The sequence below is a fragment of the Corynebacterium uterequi genome (assembly GCF_001021065.1).
GTDB lineage: Bacteria > Actinomycetota > Actinomycetes > Mycobacteriales > Mycobacteriaceae > Corynebacterium > Corynebacterium uterequi.
Map to the genome: position 1 here is coordinate 628058 of NZ_CP011546.1, position 24685 is coordinate 652742.

A 24685-nucleotide genomic window follows, 5' to 3' on the forward strand; every position below is an offset into this window, starting at 1 on the left:
CGGGCCTGAGGGTGTGGCGTTGGGGCGCGCCGGGGTGTGCGCTAGAAGCGGACGGAGCTGCCCAGCACCAGCCCAGCCAAATCCGCTGCGGCTGAGGTGACCTCGTCAGTAGCGGTGCCGTCTGTTTCGGTGCCGTCGGTTGCCGGCGTCACGGAGCTACCAACTGCCACCGACGAGCCAAGCTGCGCCGCTGAAGACAGCGGCTCGGCTGGCTTTGAGGTGTCGGGGTTGTCGGGGGTGGTGTCGCCGGGGGTGGGGCGTGCGGCCTCCGCGTCGGCGTCGGCGCCGGTGGCCTCAAACACCGTCGTTGTGCCCGACACCTCATTGCCCACAATGACGAGCGGACGGTTATTGGGGGAGTCCGCCGGGGAAACGTAGTGGATGCCCTCCGGGCCCAGATCGCCCGCCTTGGCCAGCGCGGAGGGGACGGACGCTTCGTCGACGTCCTCCATGGACACTGAGAAATCTCGATTGTTGACGTAGGACACGTACTGTGGCTTTGCCGGGTCGGTGACGTCGTACACCATGACGCCGCCCACCCGCTCGTTGCCGATGAACGCATAGAGGCGGTCATTGAGCCGCGCAACGGTCACCGCCTCCGGCTCCGGGCCCTTATCATCGGAGCGGCTTTCGAGCTTGGTCTCCGCGTGGTCGGTGTTGAAGAAATCCGGGTGGGCTTCCATCTGAATCCGCTCGAAGTCGGTGCCCGAGGTGGAGATGAGGTTGCCTTCGGAGTCGTAGATAGAGAAACCACGGCCGCCGAAGGTGTAGATCTCCGTCAGCTCCCGGGTTCCGTCAGGATTGGTCTTCACCCCCTGCGCCGTGGTGATTTTCAGCCGCCCCAAGGCATCCTTCTTCTGCAGCGCAGGATCCAGATTGGCACCGAGCACGATATCGGTCTCTTCCGGGTCGCCGATGTCTCCGAAGCGAATCTCCTCGGAATAGCCATCCCAATCTCGGGCGTCGCCCTCGTTGGTGGTGATGATGTAGGTCTTGCCGTCGTGCTCAAAAGCGGCAAGGGCGTCAGGAAGCGGCAGCGCCTTCACCGGAGCGGTGCGCAGAGTGACCGCGTCGTCCTTGTCGGAGGGGTCGAAGGCGACCGTCTCGCGATCGATCACGCCGAGGCCAAAAACATCGATGACCTGCGCCTTCTCAATATCAATCACCGCAATGGCGTTGTTTTCCTGCAAGCTAGCGAACGCGAGGTTACCGGAAATCGCAATATACTCCGGCTCAAAATTCTCGGAGGCAAGGAGCTTCTCCTGGGGACCGAAGACCCGGATGTTGTTGTCCTTCCACAGCTCATCAGCGCTGTAGTCATTCCACGCCGTGAAGTCGGCCGTACGAACCGCATCCTGGGTGGGGGAGGTGGGCGTGGGCGGCAGTGCGATGACAGACACCGAACCTTCGGGGTCCACCGAGTAATCTTCGGCCGGCTCGCCTTCGTTAGCAACGAGCGCAAACCGGCCATCGGGAGTGATCTGGACGTTATCCGGCAGAGATCCCACAGTCACGTCGCCGAGGAGGCCGTCCTCAAGGTGCGCGATATCAAAAAACACCGCCTTTCCGGGCAAGGTCTTGTCCTCTGAAGGCTCCGCGGCCGCGACGACGAGTCCATCCTCGCGAACGCTCACCGAATTGACCTCGTGACCGGGAACCGACACGGTGCCTCGAAGCTGAGGGTGAGTGGGATCGGCGACGCTGAGGACGTCGACCGTGCCAGCGTTGGCGTTAACCACCAACACCGACGTGGTGTCCGGGTGATAGGCAACAATCTCTGCGGCTGAAGCATCGAAGACCCCGGAGTCATACGCTCCGATGGGATTGAGCACTACGGTGTCCGTGCCGGAATGGCGAACGGGTTGGTCGACGATGACGGCGTTGGCAGAAGCCGCTGCAACAGTGGTGGTGATGCCGACGGTGGTGGCAAGCACGGGCAGAAGCTTGGCGGAGGGTAGGGCGAGCTTCCAGGGAGCAAGACGGGAGAAAGTCACGAGGACGACACCTTCTGTACGAGAAGTAGGAATACACAGACCGCTCCAGGCCTAGCAGGCGTAGGTAACGCCTAGTTGGCCGGTGGCTGAACGAGTAAAGGTGGCCCGGAGCCGGCGCATGCCCAGTGAGGGGTACCGGAGAACGCGGTCGAGGACGGGGAGGTTCCTAGGCATTGTTGAGGCTGGGTTTTTGACTGAGCATCTCGGCGGTCTGACCAGGGAAAATGATTGGCGTTGGGTGGGCGATTTGGTGAAGTGGGGACGTGTGGCTACAGTAGTGGGAGTCGCCGCGAGAGTTTGCCGACAGGTTACAGAGTGGTGACATGAGCTAGCGAGATTGCTAGCCAGGTAGATCCTGGCCGGGTGGTTCGCTGGTTGTGTTGTGTGAGAACTCAATAGTGTGTCAACTACTTGAATTTTTTGTTGTCACTGTCCAGTATCACTGGCCTGTTGTGGGTTGGTGGTGTGGGTGATGGTTGCTGGTTGTGGTTGCGTGTGCCCGGCACCTTGGTTTCCTGCTGTTGGCGGGGTGGGGTGTTGTGCGTGGGTGATTGATGGCTGGTGATTGTTGCCTTCCCTTTGCTGCTTTGTTGTGGTGGGGGTTGGTTGTTGCGTGGTTGTGGTGGTTTTTCCTCGTCGGATGTGCCTGGCTGCGTGATGTAATCAGTGGTTGTTTTTTGTTCATGTAATTTTTTGGATTTTTTGTCAGTGTTTGGGCTCTTTCGCCTTGAAACATTTGTTTTTTGTGGAGAGTTTGATCCTGGCTCAGGATGAACGCTGGCGGCGTGCTTAACACATGCAAGTCGAACGGAAAGGCCCTGCTTGCAGGGTACTCGAGTGGCGAACGGGTGAGTAACACGTGAGTGATCTGCCTTGTACTTCGGGATAAGCTTGGGAAACTGGGTCTAATACCGGATAGGACCATGCTGTTGGGTGTGGTGGAAAGATGTTTTTTGGTGCAAGATGAGCTCGCGGCCTATCAGCTTGTTGGTGGGGTAATGGCCTACCAAGGCGTCGACGGGTAGCCGGCCTGAGAGGGTGTACGGCCACATTGGGACTGAGATACGGCCCAGACTCCTACGGGAGGCAGCAGTGGGGAATATTGCACAATGGGCGCAAGCCTGATGCAGCGACGCCGCGTGGGGGATGACGGCCTTCGGGTTGTAAACTCCTTTCGCTAGGGACGAAGCCTTTTGGGGTGACGGTACCTGGAGAAGAAGCACCGGCTAACTACGTGCCAGCAGCCGCGGTAATACGTAGGGTGCGAGCGTTGTCCGGAATTACTGGGCGTAAAGAGCTCGTAGGTGGTTTGTCGCGTCACGTGTGAAATTCTGTGGCTTAACCATGGTCGTGCATGTGATACGGGCAATACTTGAGTGCTGTAGGGGAGACTGGAATTCCTGGTGTAGCGGTGAAATGCGCAGATATCAGGAGGAACACCGATGGCGAAGGCAGGTCTCTGGGCAGTTACTGACGCTGAGGAGCGAAAGCATGGGTAGCGAACCGGATTAGATACCCGGGTAGTCCATGCTGTAAACGGTGGGCGCTAGGTGTGAGGATCTTTTCACGATTTTTGTGCCGTAGCTAACGCATTAAGCGCCCCGCCTGGGGAGTACGGCCGCAAGGCTAAAACTCAAAGGAATTGACGGGGGCCCGCACAAGCGGCGGAGCATGTGGATTAATTCGATGCAACGCGAAGAACCTTACCTGGGCTTGACATGCACTGGATCGGCGCAGAGATGTGTTTTCCCTTTGTGGCTGGTGTACAGGTGGTGCATGGTTGTCGTCAGCTCGTGTCGTGAGATGTTGGGTTAAGTCCCGCAACGAGCGCAACCCTTGTCTTATGTTGCCAGCACGTGATGGTGGGGACTCATGAGAGACTGCCGGGGTTAACTCGGAGGAAGGTGGGGATGACGTCAAATCATCATGCCCCTTATGTCCAGGGCTTCACACATGCTACAATGGTCGGTACACTGCGTTGCGATATCGTGAGGTGGAGCTAATCGCGTAAAGCCGGTCGTAGTTCGGATTGGGGTCTGCAACTCGACCCCATGAAGTCGGAGTCGCTAGTAATCGTAGATCAGCAATGCTGCGGTGAATACGTTCCCGGGCCTTGTACACACCGCCCGTCACGTCATGAAAGTTGGTAACACCCGAAGCCCATGGCCTAACCACCGTTTGGTGGGGGGAGTGGTCGAAGGTGGGATCGGCGATTGGGACGAAGTCGTAACAAGGTAGCCGTACCGGAAGGTGCGGCTGGATCACCTCCTTTCTAAGGAGTTTAGTTAATTTTTTTCTCGCCCCTTGAAGGTTGCCTGGTTGGGTGCCTGGGGCGAGGGGTTGGTTGATGGTGTCACTATTGGTGGTGGTGCTGCGCTGGCCTGGTTGTTATTTTTTGGCGTGTGAAGACACGTGACGAGTCATGGTTGGTGGCTTTTCACCCTGGTGGGTGGTGGCAGTGAAAAGTTTTTTTAAGTGGTTGGTGCATTGTTGGGTGTCTGGGACAGCACTGTTGTTCCTTGTAGCATCTTAGTTGGCGGTCATCGCACGGTTGTGTGGTGGTTGTTGTCTGGGGTGTGGTGTTGTGTGAGAACTGTATAGTGGACGCGATATTTTTCGCCCTCATGTGTGTGTGCATGTGGGGGTGGGCAATTTTTTCTGTTTGTTCTTAGTGTTTTTTGCTTGTGTGTGTTGTGTTTGTTCGTTTATGGGCACACGGTGGATGCCTGGGCATGTTGAGCCGATGAAGGACGTGTGAGTCTGCGTTAAGCCTTGGGGAGTTGGCAACTAAGCGTTGATCCGAGGATGTCCGAATGGGGTAACCCTGCACGCGTTGTGGTGTGTAACCGCCAGGTGAATGTATAGTCTGGTTGGGGGTGACGCGGGGAAGTGAAACATCTCAGTACCCGTAGGAAGAGAAAATAATAATGATTCTGCTAGTAGTGGCGAGCGAACGTGGATGAGGCTAAAGCATGTGCGTGTGATACCTGGGTAGGGGTTGCGTGTGTGTTGTTGTGGGGTGTGTGCGTGTGGCGGCTACCTGACGCTGCGCGGTGTGTGCGATGTGAGTGGAAGTGGTCTGGAGTGGCCTGCCGTAGAGGGTGATGAGTCCCGTACATGGTTGCATCGTTATCATGCTGTTGTGCATGTCCCCGAGTAGCAGTGGGCTCGTGGAATCTGCTGTGAATCTGCCGGGACCACCCGGTAAGCCTAAATACTTGACATGACCGATAGTGGATTTAGTACCGTGAGGGAATGGTGAAAAGTACCCCGGGAGGGGAGTGAAATAGTTCCTGAAACCGTGTGTTTACAATCCGTCAGAGCCTTGCTTGTGTGGGGCGATGGCGTGCCTTTTGAAGAATGAGCCTGCGAGTCAGCGGCATGTCGCGAGGTTAACCCGTGTGGGGTAGTCGTAGCGAAAGCGAATCCTAATTGGGTGTTGTAGTGGCATGTTCTGGACCCGAAGCGGGGTGATCTACCCATGGCCAGTGTGAAGCAGCTGTAAGAGGTTGTGGAGGCGCGAACCCACTTAGGTTGAAAACTGAGGGGATGAGTTGTGGGTAGGGGTGAAAGGCTAATCAAACTCCGTGATAGCTGGTTCTCCCCGAAATGCATTTAGGTGCAGCGTTGTGTGTGCTTGCCGGAGGTAGAGCTACTGGTTGGTTGAGCGGGACTACAATCTTAGTGATGTCAGCCAAACTCCGAATGCCGGTGAAGTGTAGCATGGCAGTGAGACTGTGGGGGATAAGCTTCATAGTCGAGAGGGAAACAGCCCAGATCGTCGGCTAAGGCCCCTAAGGGTGTACTAAGTGGAAAAGGATGTGTGATCGCGATGACAGCCAGGAGGTTGGCTTAGAAGCAGCCATCCTTGAAAGAGTGCGTAATAGCTCACTGGTCGAGTGGTTGTGCGCCGACAATGTAGTGGGGCTCAAGTACACCGCCGAAGCCACGGCAACCAACGTTGGTTGGTTGGGTAGGGGAGCGTCGTGCACGTGTGTGAAGCATTACTGTGAGGTGGTGTGGAGTGTGTGCGAGTGAGAATGCAGGCATGAGTAACGAGTGTAAGGTGAGAATCCTTACCGCCGGATGACTAAGGGTTCCTGGGTCAAGTTCGTCTTCCCAGGGTGAGTCGGGGCCTAAGGCGAGGCCGACAGGCGTAGTCGATGGATAACCAGTTGATATTCTGGTACCCGTATATGCGCGACCAATGATGAATCGGTGATACTAACCACCCTGAACACTATCCTGAGTGTCTTCGGATACTTCGGGTGTGTGTGAGGGGTGGGGCCTGAGCTGGTAGTAGTCAAGTGATGGGGTGACGCAGTGTGGTAGCCGCGCCAGGTGTTGGTTTCTGGTGTAAGCGTTCGAGGTTGTGGTGTTGGTGAAATCCGCACCATGTGTTGACTGAGGCGTGATGCGTAGCCCCTTTGGGGTGATGGTGGTGATCTAGTGCTGTCGAGAAAAGCCTCTAGCGATGTGTGTGTACGGCCCGTACCCTAAACCGACACAGGTGGTCAGGTAGAGAATACTAAGGCGGTCGGGTGAACTGTGGTTAAGGAACTCGGCAAATTAGCCCCGTAACTTCGGGAGAAGGGGTGCCACTGCTGGTGAAAGCTGGTGGTGGTCGCAGTGGATAGAGGGAAGCGACTGTTTATCAAAAACATAGGTCTGTGCGAAGACGTGTAAGTTGATGTATACGGACTGACGCCTGCCCGGTGCTGGAAGGTTAAGAGGACCGGTTAGTGCACTTTGGTGTGCGAAGCTGAGAATTTAAGCCCCAGTAAACGGCGGTGGTAACTATAACCATCCTAAGGTAGCGAAATTCCTTGTCGGGTAAGTTCCGACCTGCACGAATGGCGTAACGACTTCCCTGCTGTCTCAACCACAGGCCCGGTGAAATTGCAGTACGAGTAAAGATGCTCGTTTCGCGCGGCAGGACGAAAAGACCCCGGGACCTTTACTATAGCTTGGTATTGGTGTTTGGTTCGGTTTGTGTAGGATAGGTGGGAGACGTAGAAGCTGTCACGCTAGTGGTGGTGGAGTCGTTGTTGAAATACCACTCTGGTCGGATTGGATACCTTAACCTTGGCCCATGATCTGGGTTGGGGACAGTGCCTGGTGGGTAGTTTAACTGGGGCGGTTGCCTCCTAAATGGTAACGGAGGCGCCCAAAGGTTTCCTCAGCTTGGTTGGTAATCAGGTGGTGAGTGTAAGTGCACAAGGGAGCTTGACTGTGAGAGTGACGGCTCGAGCAGGGACGAAAGTCGGGACTAGTGATCCGGCACCTACTTGTGGATGTGGTGTCGCTCAACGGATAAAAGGTACCCCGGGGATAACAGGCTGATCTTCCCCAAGAGTCCATATCGACGGGATGGTTTGGCACCTCGATGTCGGCTCGTCGCATCCTGGGGCTGGAGTAGGTCCCAAGGGTTGGGCTGTTCGCCCATTAAAGCGGCACGCGAGCTGGGTTCAGAACGTCGTGAGACAGTTCGGTCTCTATCCGCCGCGCGCGTGGAAACTTGAAGAAGGCTGTCCCTAGTACGAGAGGACCGGGATGGACGTACCTCTGGTGTGCCAGTTATCTTGCCTTGGGTAGGGCTGGTTGGCTACGTACGGGAGGGATAACCGCTGAAAGCATCTAAGCGGGAAGCCTGTTTTGAGATGAGGTTTCTTTTGAGGTTCCCTAGTGATGATGGGGTTGATAGGCCAGGGTTGTAAGCATTGTGAGGTGTTGAGGCGACTGGTACTAATTGACCGACTATAAACATGATGTGTTTGCCGCAAGCAGAGAGTGTTGCACTATAAGCAGCAAGCAGAAAAATTAGTTGTGTCGCGTTCGTTATGCAGTGTCTGGCACGGCACCAGGCCACCGTTGGGTGGTTGTGTGTTGTGTTGGTGGTTGTGTCGGTGGTTGATGACGGTGAGGAAACGCCCGGTCCCCTTTTCGAACCCGGAAGCTAAGCTCATTCGTGCTGATGGTACTGCACTCGGGAGGGTGTGGGAGAGTAGGTTGCTGCCGATACTTTAACTTCATGATTGGTGGTGGGTGATACCAGCCCTCGTGGCTCCCCGTGTGGGGGTTGGGGGGTTGGTGTTACCCACCACCTTTTTGTTTGCGTGTGCGGGGTTGTTGCGGGTAACCCGTGGTCGCCAGGTTGGTTCCGGCGGAGTGCGGGGGCCCGGGTTGCCGGGGCCCACGTGGTGGGGTTGCCGAGGAGGCCATGGCCTTGGCTACGGGTCGGTGGACGGGCCCGGGGGGTTGCTGTGGGTGGCTACACGCGTAGCCGGTATCGCCGTAGGCTTATGCAACCCGAGGGTGCTCGGCTCGTCTCGCCCTTCGGGCGAGGGTGCGGGCGGGGATAGTGCTGGGGGAGGCGATTCGCTCTCTGGGCACACTGGGAGTGCCGCCTGGCGCGAGCCCTTGTGGATCTTGCCACCCTGGGAGAGCGCGAGCTGGAGGCGCTGCGGCTAGCGAAGATTGGCTATGTGTTCCAGCAACCGCAGCTGCTGGAGGAGCTGTCGCTCATGGACAACGCCACGCTGCCGGCTCGATGGACCGGCCGCCAGGTTAAACTCGATGAGCGCTTTGAGCAGCTGAGGATCGCGCGGGTGGCCGACGCCTATCCTGCGGCTGCCAGCGGCGGATAGCGCCAGCGGGCCGGAATCGCCCGAGCGTTGGTCAATGACCCGGTGGCGCTTTTCGCCGATGAACCGACCGGGGCATTGGATTCCGCGAACGCTCGGGCGGTGATCGAGGTGTTGAGTGGCTTGCACGCTCGAGGGCTGACCATCGTCATGGTCACGCACGATGAGACGGTGGCGGCTGCTGCCGGAAGGATCATCCGGATGCGCGACGGCCGGCTTGAGCACTAGGCTAGGTCGCCGGTTCTCGCCCCCGTTAGGGGGCGAGGGCTCATGTGGGGTTGAGTGAATTTCTGACCTTGTTTTCACTAGCACCGATAGCAGGTGGCCCCCTAGCGGGCGACGTGCTCAACTGGGACTGACGGACCGGATTCGATACGGGTCGGTGCGTTGGGCGGGTGGCAGAGCTGGGGAGACAGGCCGGGGGATCGGTCGGGGCGACGGGCCGGAAAAATGGGAGCCATTTTCGGCTCAATGAACACCACAAGAGGCTGTGTCGGATTTAATTACGCAACACAATCGTTTCATTAAACGTGCTGGTAGGAGGGGGTATTGAGCTGGCTCGGGGGCTGAATGTGGGGTAGATTTTTGTAACATGTCAGTGAACGATCCAGCGCAGCCACCGGCTGCGCTTCGCATTGCGGTGTATTCCGATAGGAAGTCGGTTCGCGGTTCGGTCCACGCGGCGATTGGTACCACGCTCGCCGCCGATCTACCGCCCGTCGAGCTGCGCGACTTTGCTACTGGCCCGGCGCTCATCCGAGCGCTACATAACAACGAAATCGACCTGTGCGTCCTCGACGGCGAGGCCGCACCGCTTGGCGGCATTGGTTTGACGCACCAGATCCGCAACGAGGTTCAGGATCCGCCGCCGGTGCTGCTCATGGTGGCCCGCAAACAAGACGCCTGGCTGGCTACGTGGTCCCGTGCGTCGGCGATCACGCTGCTGCCGCCGGATCCCTTCGAGCTCGCGGAAAAGGCGGCTGAGCTGGTCCGCGGAAGGAAGTTGTCCTGATGACTGCGTACTACATCCCGATTCTGTGCCTGTTGGTTCTGGCCGCGGCGTTCGTCGCGGTGATGATCGTCGCCAGCATCATCATCGGCCCGCATTCGTTTTCCAAGGCGAAGCTCGACGTCTATGAGTGCGGCGTGGAGGCCGTGGATCGGCCGGCGGCCGGCGGAAAGATGAGCTTGAAGTACTTCACCATCGCGATGATGTTCATCATCTTCGATGTGGAGACTATCTTCCTCTTTCCCTGGGCGGTGAGCTTCGACTCGATGGGGTGGTTCATCGTCGTGGAGATGGTCCTGTTCGTGCTGACCCTGCTGGTCGCCTACGTCTACGTGTGGCGTCGCGGTGGATTGACCTGGGAATAAAGGAAGGACGCAACCCAAATGGGTATCGAAGACAAACTCCAAGGCGGCTTCATCACCACCACCACCGAGTCGCTGTTCGGCCTCGCCCGCGAGTGGTCGCTGTGGCCGGCCACCTTCGGCCTGGCGTGCTGCGCCTTCGAGATGATGAGCTACGCGGGGCCGCGCTACGACGCCTCCCGGTGGGGCCAGGAGGTGTTCCGCGCTTCCCCGCGTCAGGCTGACCTGATGATAATCTCCGGCCGCGTCTCACAGAAGATGGCGCCGGTCATGCGCCGAGTGTATGACCAGATGCCGAACCCCAAGTGGGTCATCTCCATGGGAGCGTGTGCCTCCTCGGGTGGCGTGTTCAACAACTACGCGCTGGTCCAGGGTGCTGACCACATCGTGCCGGTGGACATCTACGTCCCGGGCTGCCCGCCCCGGCCGGAGATGCTCATCGACGCGGCGTTCAAGCTGCGCGCGATGATCGCTAAGCAGACCAAGGTCGGCGCCGACGTCCTCGTCGACGAACAGGCCAAGGAAGCCGCTGCCCTGGCCGGCGAGCCGCGCTTCGCGCCGAAGAAACTCCTCAAGATTCGTCCGGTCTAACGCGAAAGAGACCCGAGATTCATGACTGAAAAGAAACTGTTCCCTGAGCGTAAGGGCATGTGGGTAGATGGCACCGGTGACGTCACCGGCTTCCACGGGATGCACCACGCGCCGAAGGGCATTACCCCGGCGCCGCGGCCGCTTCCCGAGCCGGCGGAGACCGTGGTCGCTACGTTGATTGAGTGCATTCCGGGCCTGGCCGACGCCTGCGTGACGATGAGGGACATGCCCACCGTGTACGTGCCCCGCGAGTTGCTCGTCGACGCCCTGCGGGCGCTGCGCGACCAGGAAGACCTGCGCTTCGAGATGTGTAACTCCGTCTCCGGTGTGCACTACCCGGCCGATGCCGACGCTGACCTGCACGCCGTCTACCACCTGCTGTCCGTGACCCACAACCGGCGAATCCGCCTGGAGGTGTGCGTGCCCACCGAGGACCCGCACGTGCCCACGGCGACCGGCATTTATCCGGGCGTGAATTATCACGAGCGGGAGACCTGGGACATGTTCGGCATCATCTTCGACGGCCACCCGTCGCTGACCCGCATCCTCATGCCGGATGACTGGGAGGGCCACCCGCAGCGCAAGGACTACGGCCTCGGCGGCGTCGCCGTCGAGTTCAGTGACACGGACGTCCCGCCGGTGGAGCAGAGGAGGAACTACCGCTAATGAGTACGTCACACGCACACGGCGCGACGCCGACGAGCCCCACCGGTGCGCTGTCGCCGGAGCAGGCGTTCAGCGACGCGTCCATCCCCGAGTACTCCTCGGAGGGCGGGGACTGGGAGGCCATCGTTGACGCCCAGCACGCCGGGCGCGCCGACCGGATGATTATCAACATGGGCCCGGCCCACCCGTCGACCCACGGCGTTATGCGCCTGTGCCTGGAGATGGACGGCGACATCGTCGAGGACCTCCGGCCCGCCATCGGCTACCTACACACCGGCATCGAAAAGACCTGCGAGGCCCGCACCTGGACCCAAGGCTCCGCGATTGTCACCCGCATGGACTACGTGGCCCCGATGTTCAACGAAGCGGCGTACACCTTCGCCGTCGAGGAGATCATGGGTATCGCTGAGCGCATCCCCGAGCGCGCACAGATCCTGCGCGTGCTGGCGATGGAGCTGTGCCGAATCGCCTCGCACCTCGTCGCGCTCGGCACCGGCGGCAACGAGCTGGGCGGATCCACCCTGCTGACCAACGGCCTGCGCGAACGCGAGTACATCCTCAACGTCTTCGAGGCGATGAGCGGCCTGCGCATGAACCACGCCTACATCCGCCCCGGCGGCGTGTCTGGCGATCTCGACGAAGAGGGCATGAAAACCCTCGACGTCTGCCTGGACTGGCTGGAAAAGCGCTTGCCGGACTTCTCCAAGATGCTCGACGATAACCCGATCTTTAAGAAGCGCTTCGTCGACGTCGCCTACCTGGACCAGACCGGTTGCATGGCGCTGGGCATCACCGGCCCGCGCATCAAAGCCGCCGGCCTGCCGCTGGACATGCGCAAACTGGAGCCGCGCTCTGGTTACGACACGTATGACTTCGATATCCCGGTCTGGCACACGAGCGACGCCTACGGCTGCTACCGCATCCGCTACGCGGAGATGATCGAGTCCCTCAAGATCGCCAAGCAGGCCCGGGACCGGCTCTATCAGTGCATGGGTGAGCGTTTCATGATCGACGACCCGAAGCTGGCCCGCCCCGCGCACCTCAAGGTGATGGCCGATGGCCAGGGCAACTCCTACGAGCACGTCCGCGAAATCATGGGCCAGGACATGGAGAAGCTCATCCACCACTTCAAGCTGGTGACCGAGGGCTTCTCGGTGCCGGCCGGCCAGGCGTACGTGGAACTGGAAAGCCCCAAGGGGGTCATCGGCTGCCACGTTGTCTCCGACGGCGGCACCCACCCGTACCGCGTGCACATGCGCGACCCTGGCTTCCACAACATTCAGGCCCTGCCTGTCCTGTGCGAGGGCGGCACGCTCTCGGACGTTGTTGTTGCCATTAGCTCTTTGGACCCCGTTCTGGGAGGCGTAGACCGATGATTGACCACCAGCTGCCCGAAGGCGTCGAGCAGCACTTTCACGCCCATTTCGATGACGAACCCGTGGATATGAACGACACGGCGACGAACATCGACGACGCAACCGTTGCCGAGCTGGAGGAACTCGCCGGGCGCTACCCGAACAAGCAGTCCGCAATGATCCCGATGCTGCACCTGGTGCAGTCCGTGGACGGCCACGTCACCGGCGAAGGCGTGCGCCACATCGCGCGCATTCTGGAGGTCACCGAGGCCCAGGTCCTCGGCGTGGTCACCTTCTACACCATGTTTTACCGGCGCAAGGTCGGCAAGCACCTCGTCGGCGTGTGCACCACCAGCCTGTGCGCCACCATGGGCGGGGACCTCATCTACGACGCGGTGAAGAAGCACGCCGCCGGCAAGGAAGACCTGTTCACGGTGGAGCGCGTCGAGTGCAACGCCGCCTGCGACTTCGCGCCCGTGATGATGCTGAACTGGGAGTTCATGGACAACATGACCCCGCGCAAGGCCGTGGACATCCTCGACCGGCTGGAGGCTGGGCGCGAGGTTCGCTCCACCCGCGGCCCGGAGATCACCTCCTGGCGGGACAACGAACGCGTCCTCGCCGGCTTCTACGACGGCAAGGCCGACGAGGGACCGGCCGCTGGCCAGGCCTCCCTGGCCGGGCTTGACGTCCTGCGCGAATCCACCGCCACCGAGCACGAAGGAAGGCGCTAACGTGGCTATCCCACTGAAAATTACGCCGATTCTCTCGGCAGACTGGGCCGATCCCACCCCCTGGAAATTGGACAGCTACCGCTCTCGCGGCGGCTACCAGGCACTGCGCACCGCCCTAACCATGGAGCCGGCGGAGCTCATCGAGCTCATTAAGAACTCGGGCCTGCGCGGGCGCGGCGGCGCCGGGTTCCCGGTGGGCATGAAGTGGTCCTTCGTCCCGCAGAACAACCCGAAGCCGAAGTACCTCGTCGTCAACGGCGATGAGTCCGAGCCGGGCACCTGCAAGGACATGCCGCTCATCATGGCGACCCCGCACACCCTCGTCGAGGGCGCGCTCATCGCCAGCTACGCCTTCGGCGCCAACAACGCATTCATCTACCTGCGCGGCGAGGTAGTGCACGTCGCCCGCCGCCTCCAGGCGGCGATCGAGGAAGCCTACGCGGCTGGACTCGCCGGCCTCGACGTTCTCGGCACCGGAAAGACACTGCACGTGCAGGTCCATTCCGGCGCTGGCGCCTACATCTGCGGTGAGGAAACGGCGCTGCTGGAGTCCCTGGAAGGCAAGCGCGGCCACCCGCGCCTGCGCCCGCCGTTCCCCGCCGTGGAAGGCCTCTATGCCTCCCCGACGGTCATCAACAACGTGGAGTCCATCAGCTCAGTGCCGCGGATCGTCCGCGAAGGCGCCGAGTGGTACACGGCGATGGGCACGGAAAAGTCCGCTGGTGCGACGCTGTACTCGCTGTCCGGCCACGTTCAGCGGCCCGGCCAGTACGAAGCCGAAATGGGCATCACCCTGCGCGAACTGCTCGATATGGCGGGTGGCATCCGCGCTGGCCATGAGCTGAAGTACTTCACCCCGGGTGGATCTTCCACGCAGATCCTCACCAGCGAGCACCTCGACGTCCCCCTCGACTACGAGGGCGTCATGGCCGCGGGCTCGCTGCTGGGCACCAAGGCCCTGCAAATCTTCGACGAGACGACCTCGGTGGTGCGCACTACCACGCGTTTCATTGAGTTCTACAAGCACGAGTCCTGCGGAAAGTGCACCCCGTGCCGTGAAGGCACGTGGTGGTTGGTCCAGATCCTGCAGCGTCTTGAGCGCGGCGAAGGCCAGCCGGGGGACGTCGACAAGCTGCTCAGCGTGTGCGAGTCCATCTCCGGCAAGAGCTTCTGCGCCCTGGCCGACGGCGCGGTTGCCTGTGTGACGTCGGCGGTGCAGCACTTCCGCGACGAGTTCGAGGCCGGCCTGCACACCCCCGCCTGGGAGCTGTTCCCCTACGAAGCCTCTGCCGTCTTCGGTGAGGAGGAGATGGTTTAAATGACGAGCACTATTAGCCCCGAGCTGGCGCGCCGGGCGGCCGAAAAGGCCCAGGCCCCGGAGATGGTCACCTGCACCATCGACGGCGTAGAAGTCACCGTCGCCAAGGGCACCCTCATCATCCGAGCTGCCGAGGAAGCGGGAATTTCCATCCCGCGCTTCTGCGACCACACCGGCCTCAAGCCGGCCGGCGCGTGCCGGCAGTGCCTGGTGGAGATCCCGGACATGGGCAACGGTCGGGCCATGCCCAAGCCGCAGGCGTCGTGTTCCATGACGGTCATGCCGGGCATGGTGGTCAACACCCAGCACACTTCCGAGAAGGCGGAGCGCTCCCAGCGCGGCGTCATGGAGCTGCTGCTCATCAACCACCCGCTCGACTGCCCGGTCTGTGACAAAGGCGGCGAGTGCCCGCTGCAGAACCAGGCGATGGAGGTCGGCGGCGGCGCGTCGCGCTACGACTTCGCCAAGCGCGAGTTCCCCAAGCCCATTGCGTTGGTGTCGAACGTCCTGCTGGACCGGGAGCGGTGCATCTCGTGCACCCGCTGCACCCGTTTCCAGGCTGAGATCGCCGGTGACCGGTGCATCGTCATGGCCGAACGCGGAGCGCGGCAGCAAGTCTCGGCCGAGAACACCTCCGACGCCGGTTCGTACTTCATGGGAAACACGGTGCAGATCTGCCCCGTGGGCGCGCTGACCAGCGCCGACTACCGCTTCCAGGCGCGTCCCTTCGACCTGGTGTCCACGGAGACCTCGTGTGAGCACTGCGCGTCGGCGTGCCCGCTGCGCGTCGACCACCGCCACGGCACCATCACCCGTCGCCTGGCCGGTGAGCCCGCCCCGGCGCCCGGCGCCTTCATCTGCGATCGGGGTCGCTACGGCTACAAGTACCTCAACGAGCAGCGCGTCACCACGCCGCTGGTCCGCACCGACGACGGTGAATTGGTCGCCGCGTCGTGGACCGAGGCCCTCGCCGCGGCGGCGGCCGGGCTCAGTGGTCGCCGGGTGGGGGTCATCGGCGCCGAGTCCACCACGGTCGAGAACTCGGCTGCCTTCGTCGCCTTCGCCGAACAGATCGGCGCCGGCTTCGACTACCGCCACGACCGCATCGCCACGCGCGAGCACGCGGACTTCGTCGCCTCCCTTGGAACCCCGCTGACCCTGGATGAGATCCTCGCCGCCGACCAGGTTGTCCTGGTTGGCCTCGACCCGGAGGACGAGGCCCCTGGCTTCTTCCTCCGGCTGCGGCACTCGGGCATCCCGGTTGTGGCCGTCACCAGCCACCTGTCCATCGGCACGAAGAAGCTCAACGCCAGCCTCGTCCCGGCCGCACCGGGACAGGAGGCCGCCGCCCTCGATGAGGTGGATATCACCGAGGCGACCGTGATCGTCGTCGGCGATCGCGCCGCCGAAACGCCGGGCCTGCTCACCGCGATCCGCGACCTGGTCGCTGCGCGCGGCTGCTCGCTGGCGTGGGTCCCGGCCACGGTCGGGGCGATGGGCTACCGTGGCGCCGCGCTTGCCGGCACCCGTTCGCTGCTCGCCGATGCGGAAGCGCTCGTCCTGGGTTACGTCGACGATCGTCGCTACGCGCAGTCAATCGGCGGCGGGGAGCAGTTCATCGTTCAGCTCACGCCGACGATGACCCCCGCCAGCGACGCCGCGGACGTCATCCTGCCCGTCGCCTCCGTCGCGGAAAACGACGGGCATTTCGTGGACTGGTTCGGCTCCGCCAAGCCGGTGAACAAGGTCAACGAGGACCGCACCATCATCTCCGAGGCACGCGTGCTCGCTCACCTCGGTCGCCAGGTGACCCCCGGCACCCGGCCCGCGTCCGAGGCTTCGGCCGACGCCGCAGATGCCCGCTACTACGAACCGCTGAGCGTCGAAGGACTGATCGTCGATAGCTGGCGGGAGCTCATGAGCCCCTCCGAAGCGCTGAAATTCACCCAGTACGTCGGCTCCGACGCCCGTCGCGGCGTCGCGAAGGTGGCGCCGGATGACCTGCGCCGCTTCCCGGAGGGCACCGTCACGCTGGCCGGGTGCACCTATCCGGTCATCGCCGAAGAAACCATGGCCCCCGGAGTGATCTGGGTGCCTCGTGGGGAAGGACGATAAGGCCATGAACGAACACGTCGCTGACGCCGCGATCGGGATGTGGCAGGACCCCTGGTGGATCCTGCTCATCAAGACGATCGTCGTCTTCGCACTGCCGCTGATGTTCGCCATCGTCACCGTCTGGTACGAGCGTCGAGCGCTCGCCTTCATGCAGTCCCGCCTGGGGCCGAACATGGCCGGCCCGCTCGGACTGCTCCAGCCGGTGTCTGACGGTGTGAAGACCATTTTCAAGGAAGACTTCATGCCGGCGGGGGTGGACAAGATGGTGTTCACCTTGGCGCCCTTCATCACCGGCGTGGCCGCCTTCACCACCTGGTCGATTATGCCGCTGGGCGGCACGGTGACCATCGCCGGCCACGAGACCCCGATCCAGCTCGGTGACCTGCCGGTGGGCGCGCTGTTCGCCCTCGCCGTCGCCGGGGTGGGCACCTACGGCATCGTGCTGGCCGGCTGGGCGTCGACCTCCCGTTACTCCCTGCTCGGTGGCCTGCGCGCCGCCGCGCAGATGATCTCCTACGAGATCTCGATGGGGCTGGCGGTGGTCACCGTCGTCCTCGTCGCCCACACCATGTCCATGCAGCACATCGTGCTCTCCCAAGGACGCACCCTGACGCTGTTCGGGTTCGAGACCTCCCTGCCCGCCTGGAACGCCCTCATGCTGGCGCCGGCCTTCTTCGTCTTCTGTGTGACGATGCTCGCCGAAGCCAACCGCGCCCCCTTCGACATGCCGGAGTGCGAGTCCGAGCTGGTCGGTGGCTACGGAACGGACTACTCCGGTTTCCGCTTCGCCATGTTCTACCTCGGTGAATACATCAACATGGGCACCCTGTCGGCGCTGTGCACCACCTTCTTCCTTGGTGGCTTCGGCGCCCCCTGGCCGCTTAATGGCACCTTCCTCGACGAAGGCGCGTGGGGCTTCGTTTGGTTCCTGCTCAAGGTCCTGGTCATGCTCTTCTTCTTCATCTGGGTGCGCGGCACCGTCCCGCGTTACCGTTACGACCAGCTCATGGACGTCGGCTGGAAGACGGCGCTGCCGCTGGCGCTGGGCTTCCTCATGGTCGTCGGCATCTACCTCAAGGCCCGCGCCCTGGCGCCGGAGGGTTCCTTCCTGCGCGACGACGCCTGCCACCTGCTGATTATCGCGGCCTACCTAGCCTTCGGCTACGCCTACTTGGCGATCCAGCGCCGGCGCGTCGAAGCGAAGCTCACCCCGTCGTTCACCATGGCCGATGCGGCCACGCTTGATCCCGCGACCTTCCCGCTTCCGCGGCTTGCGGCGGCGACCAGAAAGGATCTCTCATGAGTTTGTTCTCCCGCTGGCGGGGAATGGCCGTCACCTTCGGGGCGATGTTCCGCCCCAAGGAGACGGTGCGCTACCCCAAGGTAGAAAAGACTGATGCCAGCCCGAAGTATCACGGTCGCCACCAGCTCAACCGCTGGGACGACGGCCTGGAAAAGTGCGTCGGCTGCGAGCTGTGTGCGTGGGCGTGCCCCGCGGACGCCATCCGCGTCGAGGCCGCAGACAATACCGAGGAGGCCCGCTACTCGCCGGGCGAACGCTACGGCAAGGTGTACGAGATCAACTACCTGCGCTGCATCTTCTGCGGCATGTGCATCGAGGCCTGCCCGACGAGGGCGCTGACGATGACCAACGAGGTGGAGCTCGCCGACGTCAGCCGAGAGTCCATGATCTACACCAAGGACCGGCTGCTGGCCCCGCTCACCGAGTCGATGGAGGCACCGCCGCACCCGCGCCGCCTGGGCGACAGCGAGCAGGCCTACTTCCTGGGCCTTCCCGTCGTGCCGAGTAAGGAGCAGAACTGATGGCTGTCATTGCTACCGTCGCGGCGTGGGCACTGGCCGCGATTATCGTGGCGCTCGCCGCGGGACTCATCCTGTGCCGGGAGCTGCTGCACTCCGCGCTGTGCATGCTGGGCGTCATGATCGGCCTGGCCGTGTTCTACGCCGTGCTCGCCGCGCCCTTCGTCTTCGCGGTACAGATCGTCGTGTATGCCGGCGCGATCATGGTGATGATTCTGTTCATCGTCATGATGGTCGGCGCCCGCGGGCAGGCCGCAGATGGCGAACCGATTAAGAACCAGCGCGTCGAGGCCGCAATCCTCGCCGCGGTTATCGCCGCGGTGCTCGCCGGCGGCATCGTCCTGGCGACCAAGGACCACGGGCAGCCGGAGGGGCTCGACGCCGTCGTCGACGCCGCCGGCGGCAACATCCAGGCCGTCGGCATGGAACTGTTCACCAAGTACTTCCTCGCCTTCGAGGTGCTCTCTGCACTCCTCATCGTGGCGGCGGTTGGCGCCATGGTGGTCATCTTCCGGGTGCGCCGCCCTGCGCGGCCCACGCAACGCGAGCTGTCCAAGGCGCGCTTCGCCCGCTGGGCGCAGGACGGCACCAACGTCGGCGCCAAGGCCGGCGCCGGCGTGTACGCCACGTCGAACTCCATGGATGTGCCGGCGCTGCTGCCGGACGGCACGGCCTTTGCCGGCTCCGTCGCTGAAGACCTCGTGGCCCGCGGCGAAACCGAGTCCCCGGCCGTGCACCGGGCGCCGACAGAGGCGAACTACGCGGCCCTCGGCCGCAGCGCCGGCGCCACCGACGCCGACGCGAAGGAAAAGGAGCGTTAAATGTCCACCACGTTTTTCCTCGGATTGTCCGCGATTCTGTTCACCCTCGGCGCCTTCTGCTTCCTCGTTCGCCGAAACAGCCTCGTCGTGCTCATGGGCGTGGAGCTCATGCTCAACGCCGCCAACCTGGGCTTTTTGGCAGTGGCCCGCCAGTACGGCTCCATCGAGGGCCAGATCGCGGTGCTCTTCGTTATCGTCATCGCCGCCGCCGAGGTGGTCGTCGGCCTGGCGATTATCGTATCCATCTTCCGTGCGCAGGGCGTGGTCCTCGTCGATGACCAACACGCGCTGAAGGGATAGGTGCTTAAAAACTCATGTCACACACTGTCCTTACCACGCTCGTCATCGCGTTGCCGCTGGCTGGGGCGTTGATCCTCCTCGTAGGCGGCAAGGCCACCAACGCCTTCGGCCACCTGGTGGGCACCGCCGCCTCCCTCGGTTCCTTCGGCGCCGGCCTGGCCCTGCTCGTGGCCCTGCTGGGCATTGACGACCCGGCCGATCGGGTCATCTTTGCTCCGCTGTACAACTGGATGACCATCCCCGGTCTCGACACGCTCGCCGAGCTCCGGGTGGATCCGTTGTCCATCTGCTTCGTCTTGCTCATCACCGGCGTCGGCAGCCTCATCCACATTTACTCGATCGGCTACATGGCGCACGACGCCAACCGGCGAAAGTTCTTCGCCTACCTCAATCTCTTCTTGGCCTCGATGCTCACCCTGGTGCTCGGCTCGTCCTTCCTCATCCTCTTCGTGGGCTGGGAAGGCGTGGGCTTGTGCTCCTATCTCCTCATCGGTTTCTGGGCCCACCGTGACTCGGCGGCCAAGGCCGGCAACAAGGCCTTCATCATGAACCGCGTCGGTGACGTGGGCATGGTCCTCGCCATCGCCTCCATGTTTGCCGCCTTCGGCAGCACGGACTTCGACGCGGTCACCGAGGGCATCGCCCAGTCCGACGCGACCCTGGCCACCCTCATCGGTCTGCTGCTGCTCATGGGCGCGTGCGCGAAGTCGGCGCAGGTTCCGTTCCAGGCATGGCTGCTCGACGCCATGGAAGGCCCGACCCCGGTGTCGGCGCTCATCCACGCCGCGACCATGGTCACCGCCGGTGTGTACCTCATCGTCCGCGCCGGCGCCGTCTACGAGGCCAGTGACGTCGCCTCCACCGCGGTGGTCATCATCGGCACGATCACGCTCCTGGCCGGCGCGTGGATCGGCTGCGCCAAGGACGACATCAAGAAGGTGCTGGCCGGTTCCACGATGAGCCAGATCGGCTACATGGTGCTCGCTGCGGGCATCGGCCCCGTCGCCTACCCGCTGGCGATCTTCCACCTCATCACCCACGGCTTCTTCAAGGCCAACATGTTCCTCGGCGCAGGTTCGGTAATGCACGCCACCGGCGACGACGTCAATATGCGTCACTTCGGTGCGCTGCGCACGGCGATGCCCTGGACGTTCGCCACCTTCGCCGCTGGCTACCTCGCCATCATCGGCGTGCCCGGCTTCGCCGGCTTCTTCTCCAAGGACGCCATCATCGAAGCCGCCTTCGAGCACTCGCTGCTTACCGGCGCGGCCGCGCTCATCGGCGCGGCGATCACCGCGTTCTACATGACTCGACTCATGATGATGACCTTCACCGGCGCGAAGCGTTGGCAGCCGGGCGTTCACCCGCACGAGTCCCCGGCCACCATGGTCATCCCGCTCGTGATCCTGGGTGCGGCCTCCGTCGTCGGCGGCGCCGCGATGGTGCCCTTCATCACCCAGTGGCTCAACCCGGCCGTGGGGGGAGAGGCGCACCCGCTGCACTTCGTCCACATCACCCCGGTGGCCTTGGCCACCCTGGCGGCAGTCGCCCTGGGAGTGGGTGCTGGCTGGTACTTCTTCCGTGGTGATATCGCCGAGCAGCGGCCGGAGCCTGAGAGCCTGCTCGGACGCATCGGGGACAACAATCTGTATGCGGACGCCATCAATCACGCGGGCGTCGTCGTGCCGACGCAGGCCGCGGCAACCGCTGTGTCGGTGGTGGATGACGCCGCCTTCGCGGACGGAGTGCGCGGTGTGGCCGACGGTTTCGCCGGCACCGCGCGTCGCTTCGCCCTTGCCCACAACGGCCTTATTCGCTCCTACGGCTCGACGCTGACCTTCGGCGTTGCGGCCCTCGGCGTGATAGCCCTCATCCTCGCGACGGTGGCCTAGGAGACACTATGCTGACACTTCCTTCGTTTATCCTCACGGTGGCCGTCGTTACCCCGCTGCTCGGCGCGTTGGCCATCGGGGTGTTGTCACCCACGGGGCGCAGCGCCCGCACCGCCGGCATCGTGGTGAGCCTGGTGCCGCTGGCCATCGCGGTGGCGTGCGCGGTCGCCCTGAGCCAAAGCTCGGCGGCGGCGTCGGTGGGCGACTTCCATTTCGTTGACGACCTGCCGTGGATCCCGGCGCTCGGCGCCCGCTATGCGCTCGGCCTGGACGGCATCGGGTTGTCGATGGTGCTGCTCACCGCGGTGCTCACCCCGATCGTTCTCTGCTACTCCGGGGTGACGGACTACCGCTCGGACCAATACTCCGAGTCGACGTTCGTCGCCCTCATCCTCGGCGTGGAGTCCATGAGCCTGCTCGTGTTCTCCGCGACGGACCTGCTGTTGTTCTACCTCGCTTTCGAAGCCACCCTCATCCCGATGTTCTTCCTCATCGGCGGCTTCGGCGGGCGTCGTCGCCTCTACGCGGCGTTGCAATTCCTGCTGTACTCGCTGGCTAGCGGCCTGATTATGCTGGCCGCGATCATTGGCGTGTTCGTCGTGGCCGGCAGCTTCACCTACGCTGATCTCCTCGCCGCGGATATTCCCGCCGAGACCCAGATGTGGCTGTTCACCGGCTTCATGGTGGCGTTCATCACCAAGGCGCCGATGGTGCCGTTGCACACCTGGCTGCCGGAGGCGGCGGCCAACACCACTCCGGGCGGCGCGACGATGATGGTGGCCGTCATGGACAAGATCGGCACCTTCGGCATGATCCGTTTCGCGGTGCTGCTCTTCCCGGCCGCGGCGGTGAAGGCGGCGCCGGTCATGATCGGGCTGGCGGTCCTCAGCGTCATCTGGGGCGCGCTGGCCGCCTGCGCCCAGACGAACCTCGTCAAGCTGGTGGCGTACACCTCGGTGAGCCACTTCGGCTTCATCGTCATGGGCATCTTCGCCTTCACGGACACCACCATGACGTCTGCCGCGCTCTACATGGTCAACCACGGCATCTCCACCGCGGCGCTGTTCATGGTGGTCGGCTACCTCGTGCGTCGCGCCGGTACCTCCGACATTGACGCTTTCGGCGGCGTCCAGCAGGTCGCCCCGCTGCTCGCCGGCTACCTGCTCATCGCCGGCCTGTCGGCGCTATCGCTGCCCGGCCTGGCGACGTTCGTGTCCGAATTCGGCGTCATCGTCGGCACCTGGCCGGTCAACCCGTGGGCGGCGGGCATCTCCGCTATCGCTATGGTCCTGGCCGCGGTCTACATCATGCGCATGGTCAAGACGGTCGTTTCCGGCCCGGCGACCCCGACCACGGCAGCGTTGCCCGAGCTTAGCTCCGCGGAGCGGGTTATCGTGGCGCCGCTGATCGTGCTGCTCATCGTGTTCGGCTTCTACCCGAGCCCGATCGTGAACCTGCTAGACGACGACGCCGTCGCCGTTGTCTCCACCGTCCTCGCAGGAGGTAAGTAATGCTGTCCAGCCCGGCCATTGATTATCTAGCGTTGGCGCCGATACTTATCCTCGCCGCCGGCGCCTGCATCGGCGTGCTTGCTGCGGCGTTCAAACTGCCTCGCGGCGGCCATGTCGCCCTCGCCGTCGTGAGCATCGTGGCGGCGTTGGCGGCGATCATCCACAATGCCGGCTCCGGCCTCGAGGCCGCCCAGGGCCTGCTCACGCTCGACGACGCCGGCTATGTCATGAGCGCCACGCTGCTGCTTTTCGGGCTGCTGGCGGTCATCCTCTACCGCCCGCGCGAGCCCGAAGTGTACCCACTGACCGTGTTCTCGCTGCTGGGCATGATGATCTTCATTCACTCCAGCAACCTGCTCATGCTCTTCGTGGCGCTGGAGGTCTTCTCCCTGCCGCTGTACATCATGTGCTGTCTGGACCGCTACCGGTTGAAGATTTCCCAAGAGGCGGCGCTGAAGTACTTCTTCCTCGGCTGCTTCGCGGCGGCGTTCATGCTCTACAGCATCGTGCTCATCTACGCCGAGACCGGCACCCTGGATTACACCTCTGCCTCCGGCATCGGTGCGATTTTTGTCCTCGTCGGGCTGGTGTTCAAGATGGGCGTGGTGCCCTTCCACGTGTGGGTTCCGGACGTCTACCAGGGCGCGCCGACGCCGGTGACCGCCTTCATGGCCATCGCCACAAAGCTGGCGGCCGTGGCGGCGACCGCCCGGTTCCTCACGCTCGTCGACGCTAAGTTCATCCTGCCGATCCTCCTGGCGCTGGCCATGCTGTCGATGTTCTACGGCGGTATCGTGGCCATCGCCCAGAACGACGTCAAGCGCCTCATCGCGTACTCGTCCATCGGGCATGCCGGTTTCATCCTCACCGCGCTCATCGGCGCGGGTGCGGGACAGTTCACCATCGGCGGGTTCACCTTCTCTGCGGCTACCGCGGCCTGGGTGTATCTCTTGGCCTACGGTTTCGCCACTATCGGCGCCTTCGCGCTGGTTACCAGCGTGCGGGCCCCGCACGGTGCTGAGAATGACGGCGCCGAGGCCAACAGCTTCGCCGCCTGGTCCGGCCTGGGACGTACCAACCCGTGGCTGGCGGCGGCGATGACGGTGTTCTTCCTCTCCTTCGCCGGCATCCCGGCCACCGCCGGTTTCGTTGGCAAGCTGGTGGCGTTCAGCGTGCCGTGGCTGGTGGGCTTCCCGTGGCTCGTCGTGGTGGCACTCGTCGCCTCGGCGGTCGCTGCCTTCGCCTACTTCCGGTTCATTGCGCTGCTCTACTTCGGCACCCCCGGCGCCCGGAGCGTGGCGGTGCCCGCCCCGGCGGGGCTGCTCATCGCGGTGTGCGTGCTCGCCACCGTCGGCCTTGGTCTGTTCCCGGGGTCGCTCGCTTCGTTGATGGCGGCTACCGGCCTGTAGTCTCGCGTCGTCACGCCCTGAAAGGGGGCTGGGTGAGAACCCGGCCCCCTTTGGCTGTGTCCGGCCCACTGAAGGCGGCCGCATGTTAGGCTGAGCGAAGCATAAGCTGTCGCTGGTGGCCGGCTGTCGGCAGCGGAAAGGAC

18 protein-coding genes and 3 rRNA genes are annotated in these 24685 nt (G+C 62.9%); 20 read left to right on the forward strand and 1 reads right to left on the reverse strand.

The window, feature by feature from the left end:
- Nucleotides 1–41: 41 nt before the first annotated feature.
- Nucleotides 42–1994, reverse strand: a complete 1953-nt coding sequence (locus CUTER_RS02955) for a choice-of-anchor I family protein (RefSeq protein ID WP_052844002.1) — start codon at nucleotides 1992–1994, stop codon at nucleotides 42–44.
- 742 nt (nucleotides 1995–2736) lie between these two features.
- On the opposite strand from CUTER_RS02955, the gene CUTER_RS02960 reads away from it, so the two are divergent.
- The 20 genes from CUTER_RS02960 to CUTER_RS03050 all read left to right on the forward strand — a co-directional run bounded on the left by CUTER_RS02960 (nucleotide 2737) and on the right by CUTER_RS03050 (nucleotide 24542).
- Nucleotides 2737–4266: ribosomal RNA gene (locus tag CUTER_RS02960) — 16S ribosomal RNA — on the forward strand.
- A gap of 431 nt (nucleotides 4267–4697) precedes the next feature.
- Nucleotides 4698–7761, forward strand: a 23S ribosomal RNA gene (locus tag CUTER_RS02965).
- 135 nt (nucleotides 7762–7896) lie between these two features.
- A 5S ribosomal RNA gene (rrf, locus tag CUTER_RS02970) occupies nucleotides 7897–8015 on the forward strand.
- Together the 16S, 23S and 5S rRNA genes form the textbook arrangement of a ribosomal RNA operon.
- A 401-nt stretch (nucleotides 8016–8416) precedes the next feature.
- Entirely contained in the window at nucleotides 8417–8641 is a 225-nt protein-coding gene (locus CUTER_RS11010) for a P-loop NTPase family protein (protein WP_052844003.1), read from the forward strand.
- A gap of 42 nt (nucleotides 8642–8683) precedes the next feature.
- Nucleotides 8684–8866 carry a P-loop NTPase family protein gene (locus tag CUTER_RS11015; protein WP_144412242.1) on the forward strand — a complete coding sequence of 61 codons (183 nt, stop codon included), beginning with the start codon at nucleotides 8684–8686 and terminating at the stop codon, nucleotides 8864–8866.
- 364 nt (nucleotides 8867–9230) lie between these two features.
- Entirely contained in the window at nucleotides 9231–9650 is a 420-nt protein-coding gene (locus tag CUTER_RS02980) for a hypothetical protein (protein ID WP_047259174.1), read from the forward strand.
- Nucleotides 9650–10012, forward strand: a complete 363-nt coding sequence (locus tag CUTER_RS02985) for an NADH-quinone oxidoreductase subunit A (protein WP_047259175.1) — start codon at nucleotides 9650–9652, stop codon at nucleotides 10010–10012. Before CUTER_RS02980 ends, CUTER_RS02985 begins: the two co-directional genes overlap by 1 nt.
- Before the next feature lie 18 nt (nucleotides 10013–10030).
- Nucleotides 10031–10600: an NADH-quinone oxidoreductase subunit B gene (locus CUTER_RS02990; RefSeq protein ID WP_047259176.1), complete on the forward strand. Its 570-nt coding sequence runs from the start codon at nucleotides 10031–10033 to the stop codon at nucleotides 10598–10600.
- 21 nt (nucleotides 10601–10621) lie between these two features.
- Nucleotides 10622–11266, forward strand: a complete 645-nt coding sequence (locus tag CUTER_RS02995; protein ID WP_047259177.1) for an NADH-quinone oxidoreductase subunit C — start codon at nucleotides 10622–10624, stop codon at nucleotides 11264–11266.
- Complete coding sequence (locus CUTER_RS03000; protein WP_047259178.1) at nucleotides 11266–12642, forward strand: NADH-quinone oxidoreductase subunit D; 1377 nt, start codon at nucleotides 11266–11268, stop codon at nucleotides 12640–12642. The genes CUTER_RS02995 and CUTER_RS03000 overlap by 1 nt, the downstream gene beginning before the upstream one ends.
- Nucleotides 12639–13355 (forward strand): NAD(P)H-dependent oxidoreductase subunit E, encoded by a 717-nt coding sequence (locus CUTER_RS03005; protein WP_047259179.1) that lies wholly within the window; start codon nucleotides 12639–12641, stop codon nucleotides 13353–13355. Before CUTER_RS03000 ends, CUTER_RS03005 begins: the two co-directional genes overlap by 4 nt.
- Before the next feature lie 13 nt (nucleotides 13356–13368).
- On the forward strand, nucleotides 13369–14673 hold the full coding sequence (gene nuoF / locus CUTER_RS03010) for an NADH-quinone oxidoreductase subunit NuoF (protein WP_201775059.1): 1305 nt from the start codon (nucleotides 13369–13371) through the stop codon (nucleotides 14671–14673).
- Nucleotides 14674–16788 carry a 2Fe-2S iron-sulfur cluster-binding protein gene (locus CUTER_RS03015; RefSeq protein WP_052844005.1) on the forward strand — a complete coding sequence of 705 codons (2115 nt, stop codon included), beginning with the start codon at nucleotides 14674–14676 and terminating at the stop codon, nucleotides 16786–16788.
- A 4-nt stretch (nucleotides 16789–16792) separates the two neighbouring features.
- Nucleotides 16793–18091, forward strand: a complete 1299-nt coding sequence (nuoH, locus tag CUTER_RS03020; protein WP_047260549.1) for an NADH-quinone oxidoreductase subunit NuoH — start codon at nucleotides 16793–16795, stop codon at nucleotides 18089–18091.
- Entirely contained in the window at nucleotides 18088–18612 is a 525-nt protein-coding gene (gene nuoI, locus CUTER_RS03025) for an NADH-quinone oxidoreductase subunit NuoI (RefSeq protein WP_047259180.1), read from the forward strand. Before nuoH ends, nuoI begins: the two co-directional genes overlap by 4 nt.
- Nucleotides 18612–19430, forward strand: a complete 819-nt coding sequence (locus tag CUTER_RS03030) for an NADH-quinone oxidoreductase subunit J (protein ID WP_047259181.1) — start codon at nucleotides 18612–18614, stop codon at nucleotides 19428–19430. The genes nuoI and CUTER_RS03030 overlap by 1 nt, the downstream gene beginning before the upstream one ends.
- Complete coding sequence (nuoK, locus tag CUTER_RS03035) at nucleotides 19431–19730, forward strand: NADH-quinone oxidoreductase subunit NuoK (RefSeq protein ID WP_047259182.1); 300 nt, start codon at nucleotides 19431–19433, stop codon at nucleotides 19728–19730.
- Nucleotides 19731–19744: 14 nt separating this feature from the next.
- On the forward strand, nucleotides 19745–21622 hold the full coding sequence (gene nuoL / locus CUTER_RS03040; protein ID WP_047259183.1) for an NADH-quinone oxidoreductase subunit L: 1878 nt from the start codon (nucleotides 19745–19747) through the stop codon (nucleotides 21620–21622).
- A gap of 8 nt (nucleotides 21623–21630) precedes the next feature.
- On the forward strand, nucleotides 21631–23133 hold the full coding sequence (locus tag CUTER_RS03045) for a complex I subunit 4 family protein (RefSeq protein ID WP_052844006.1): 1503 nt from the start codon (nucleotides 21631–21633) through the stop codon (nucleotides 23131–23133).
- Entirely contained in the window at nucleotides 23133–24542 is a 1410-nt protein-coding gene (locus tag CUTER_RS03050; protein ID WP_047259184.1) for an NADH-quinone oxidoreductase subunit N, read from the forward strand. The genes CUTER_RS03045 and CUTER_RS03050 overlap by 1 nt, the downstream gene beginning before the upstream one ends.
- The last annotated feature ends 143 nt before the right edge of the window (nucleotides 24543–24685 follow it).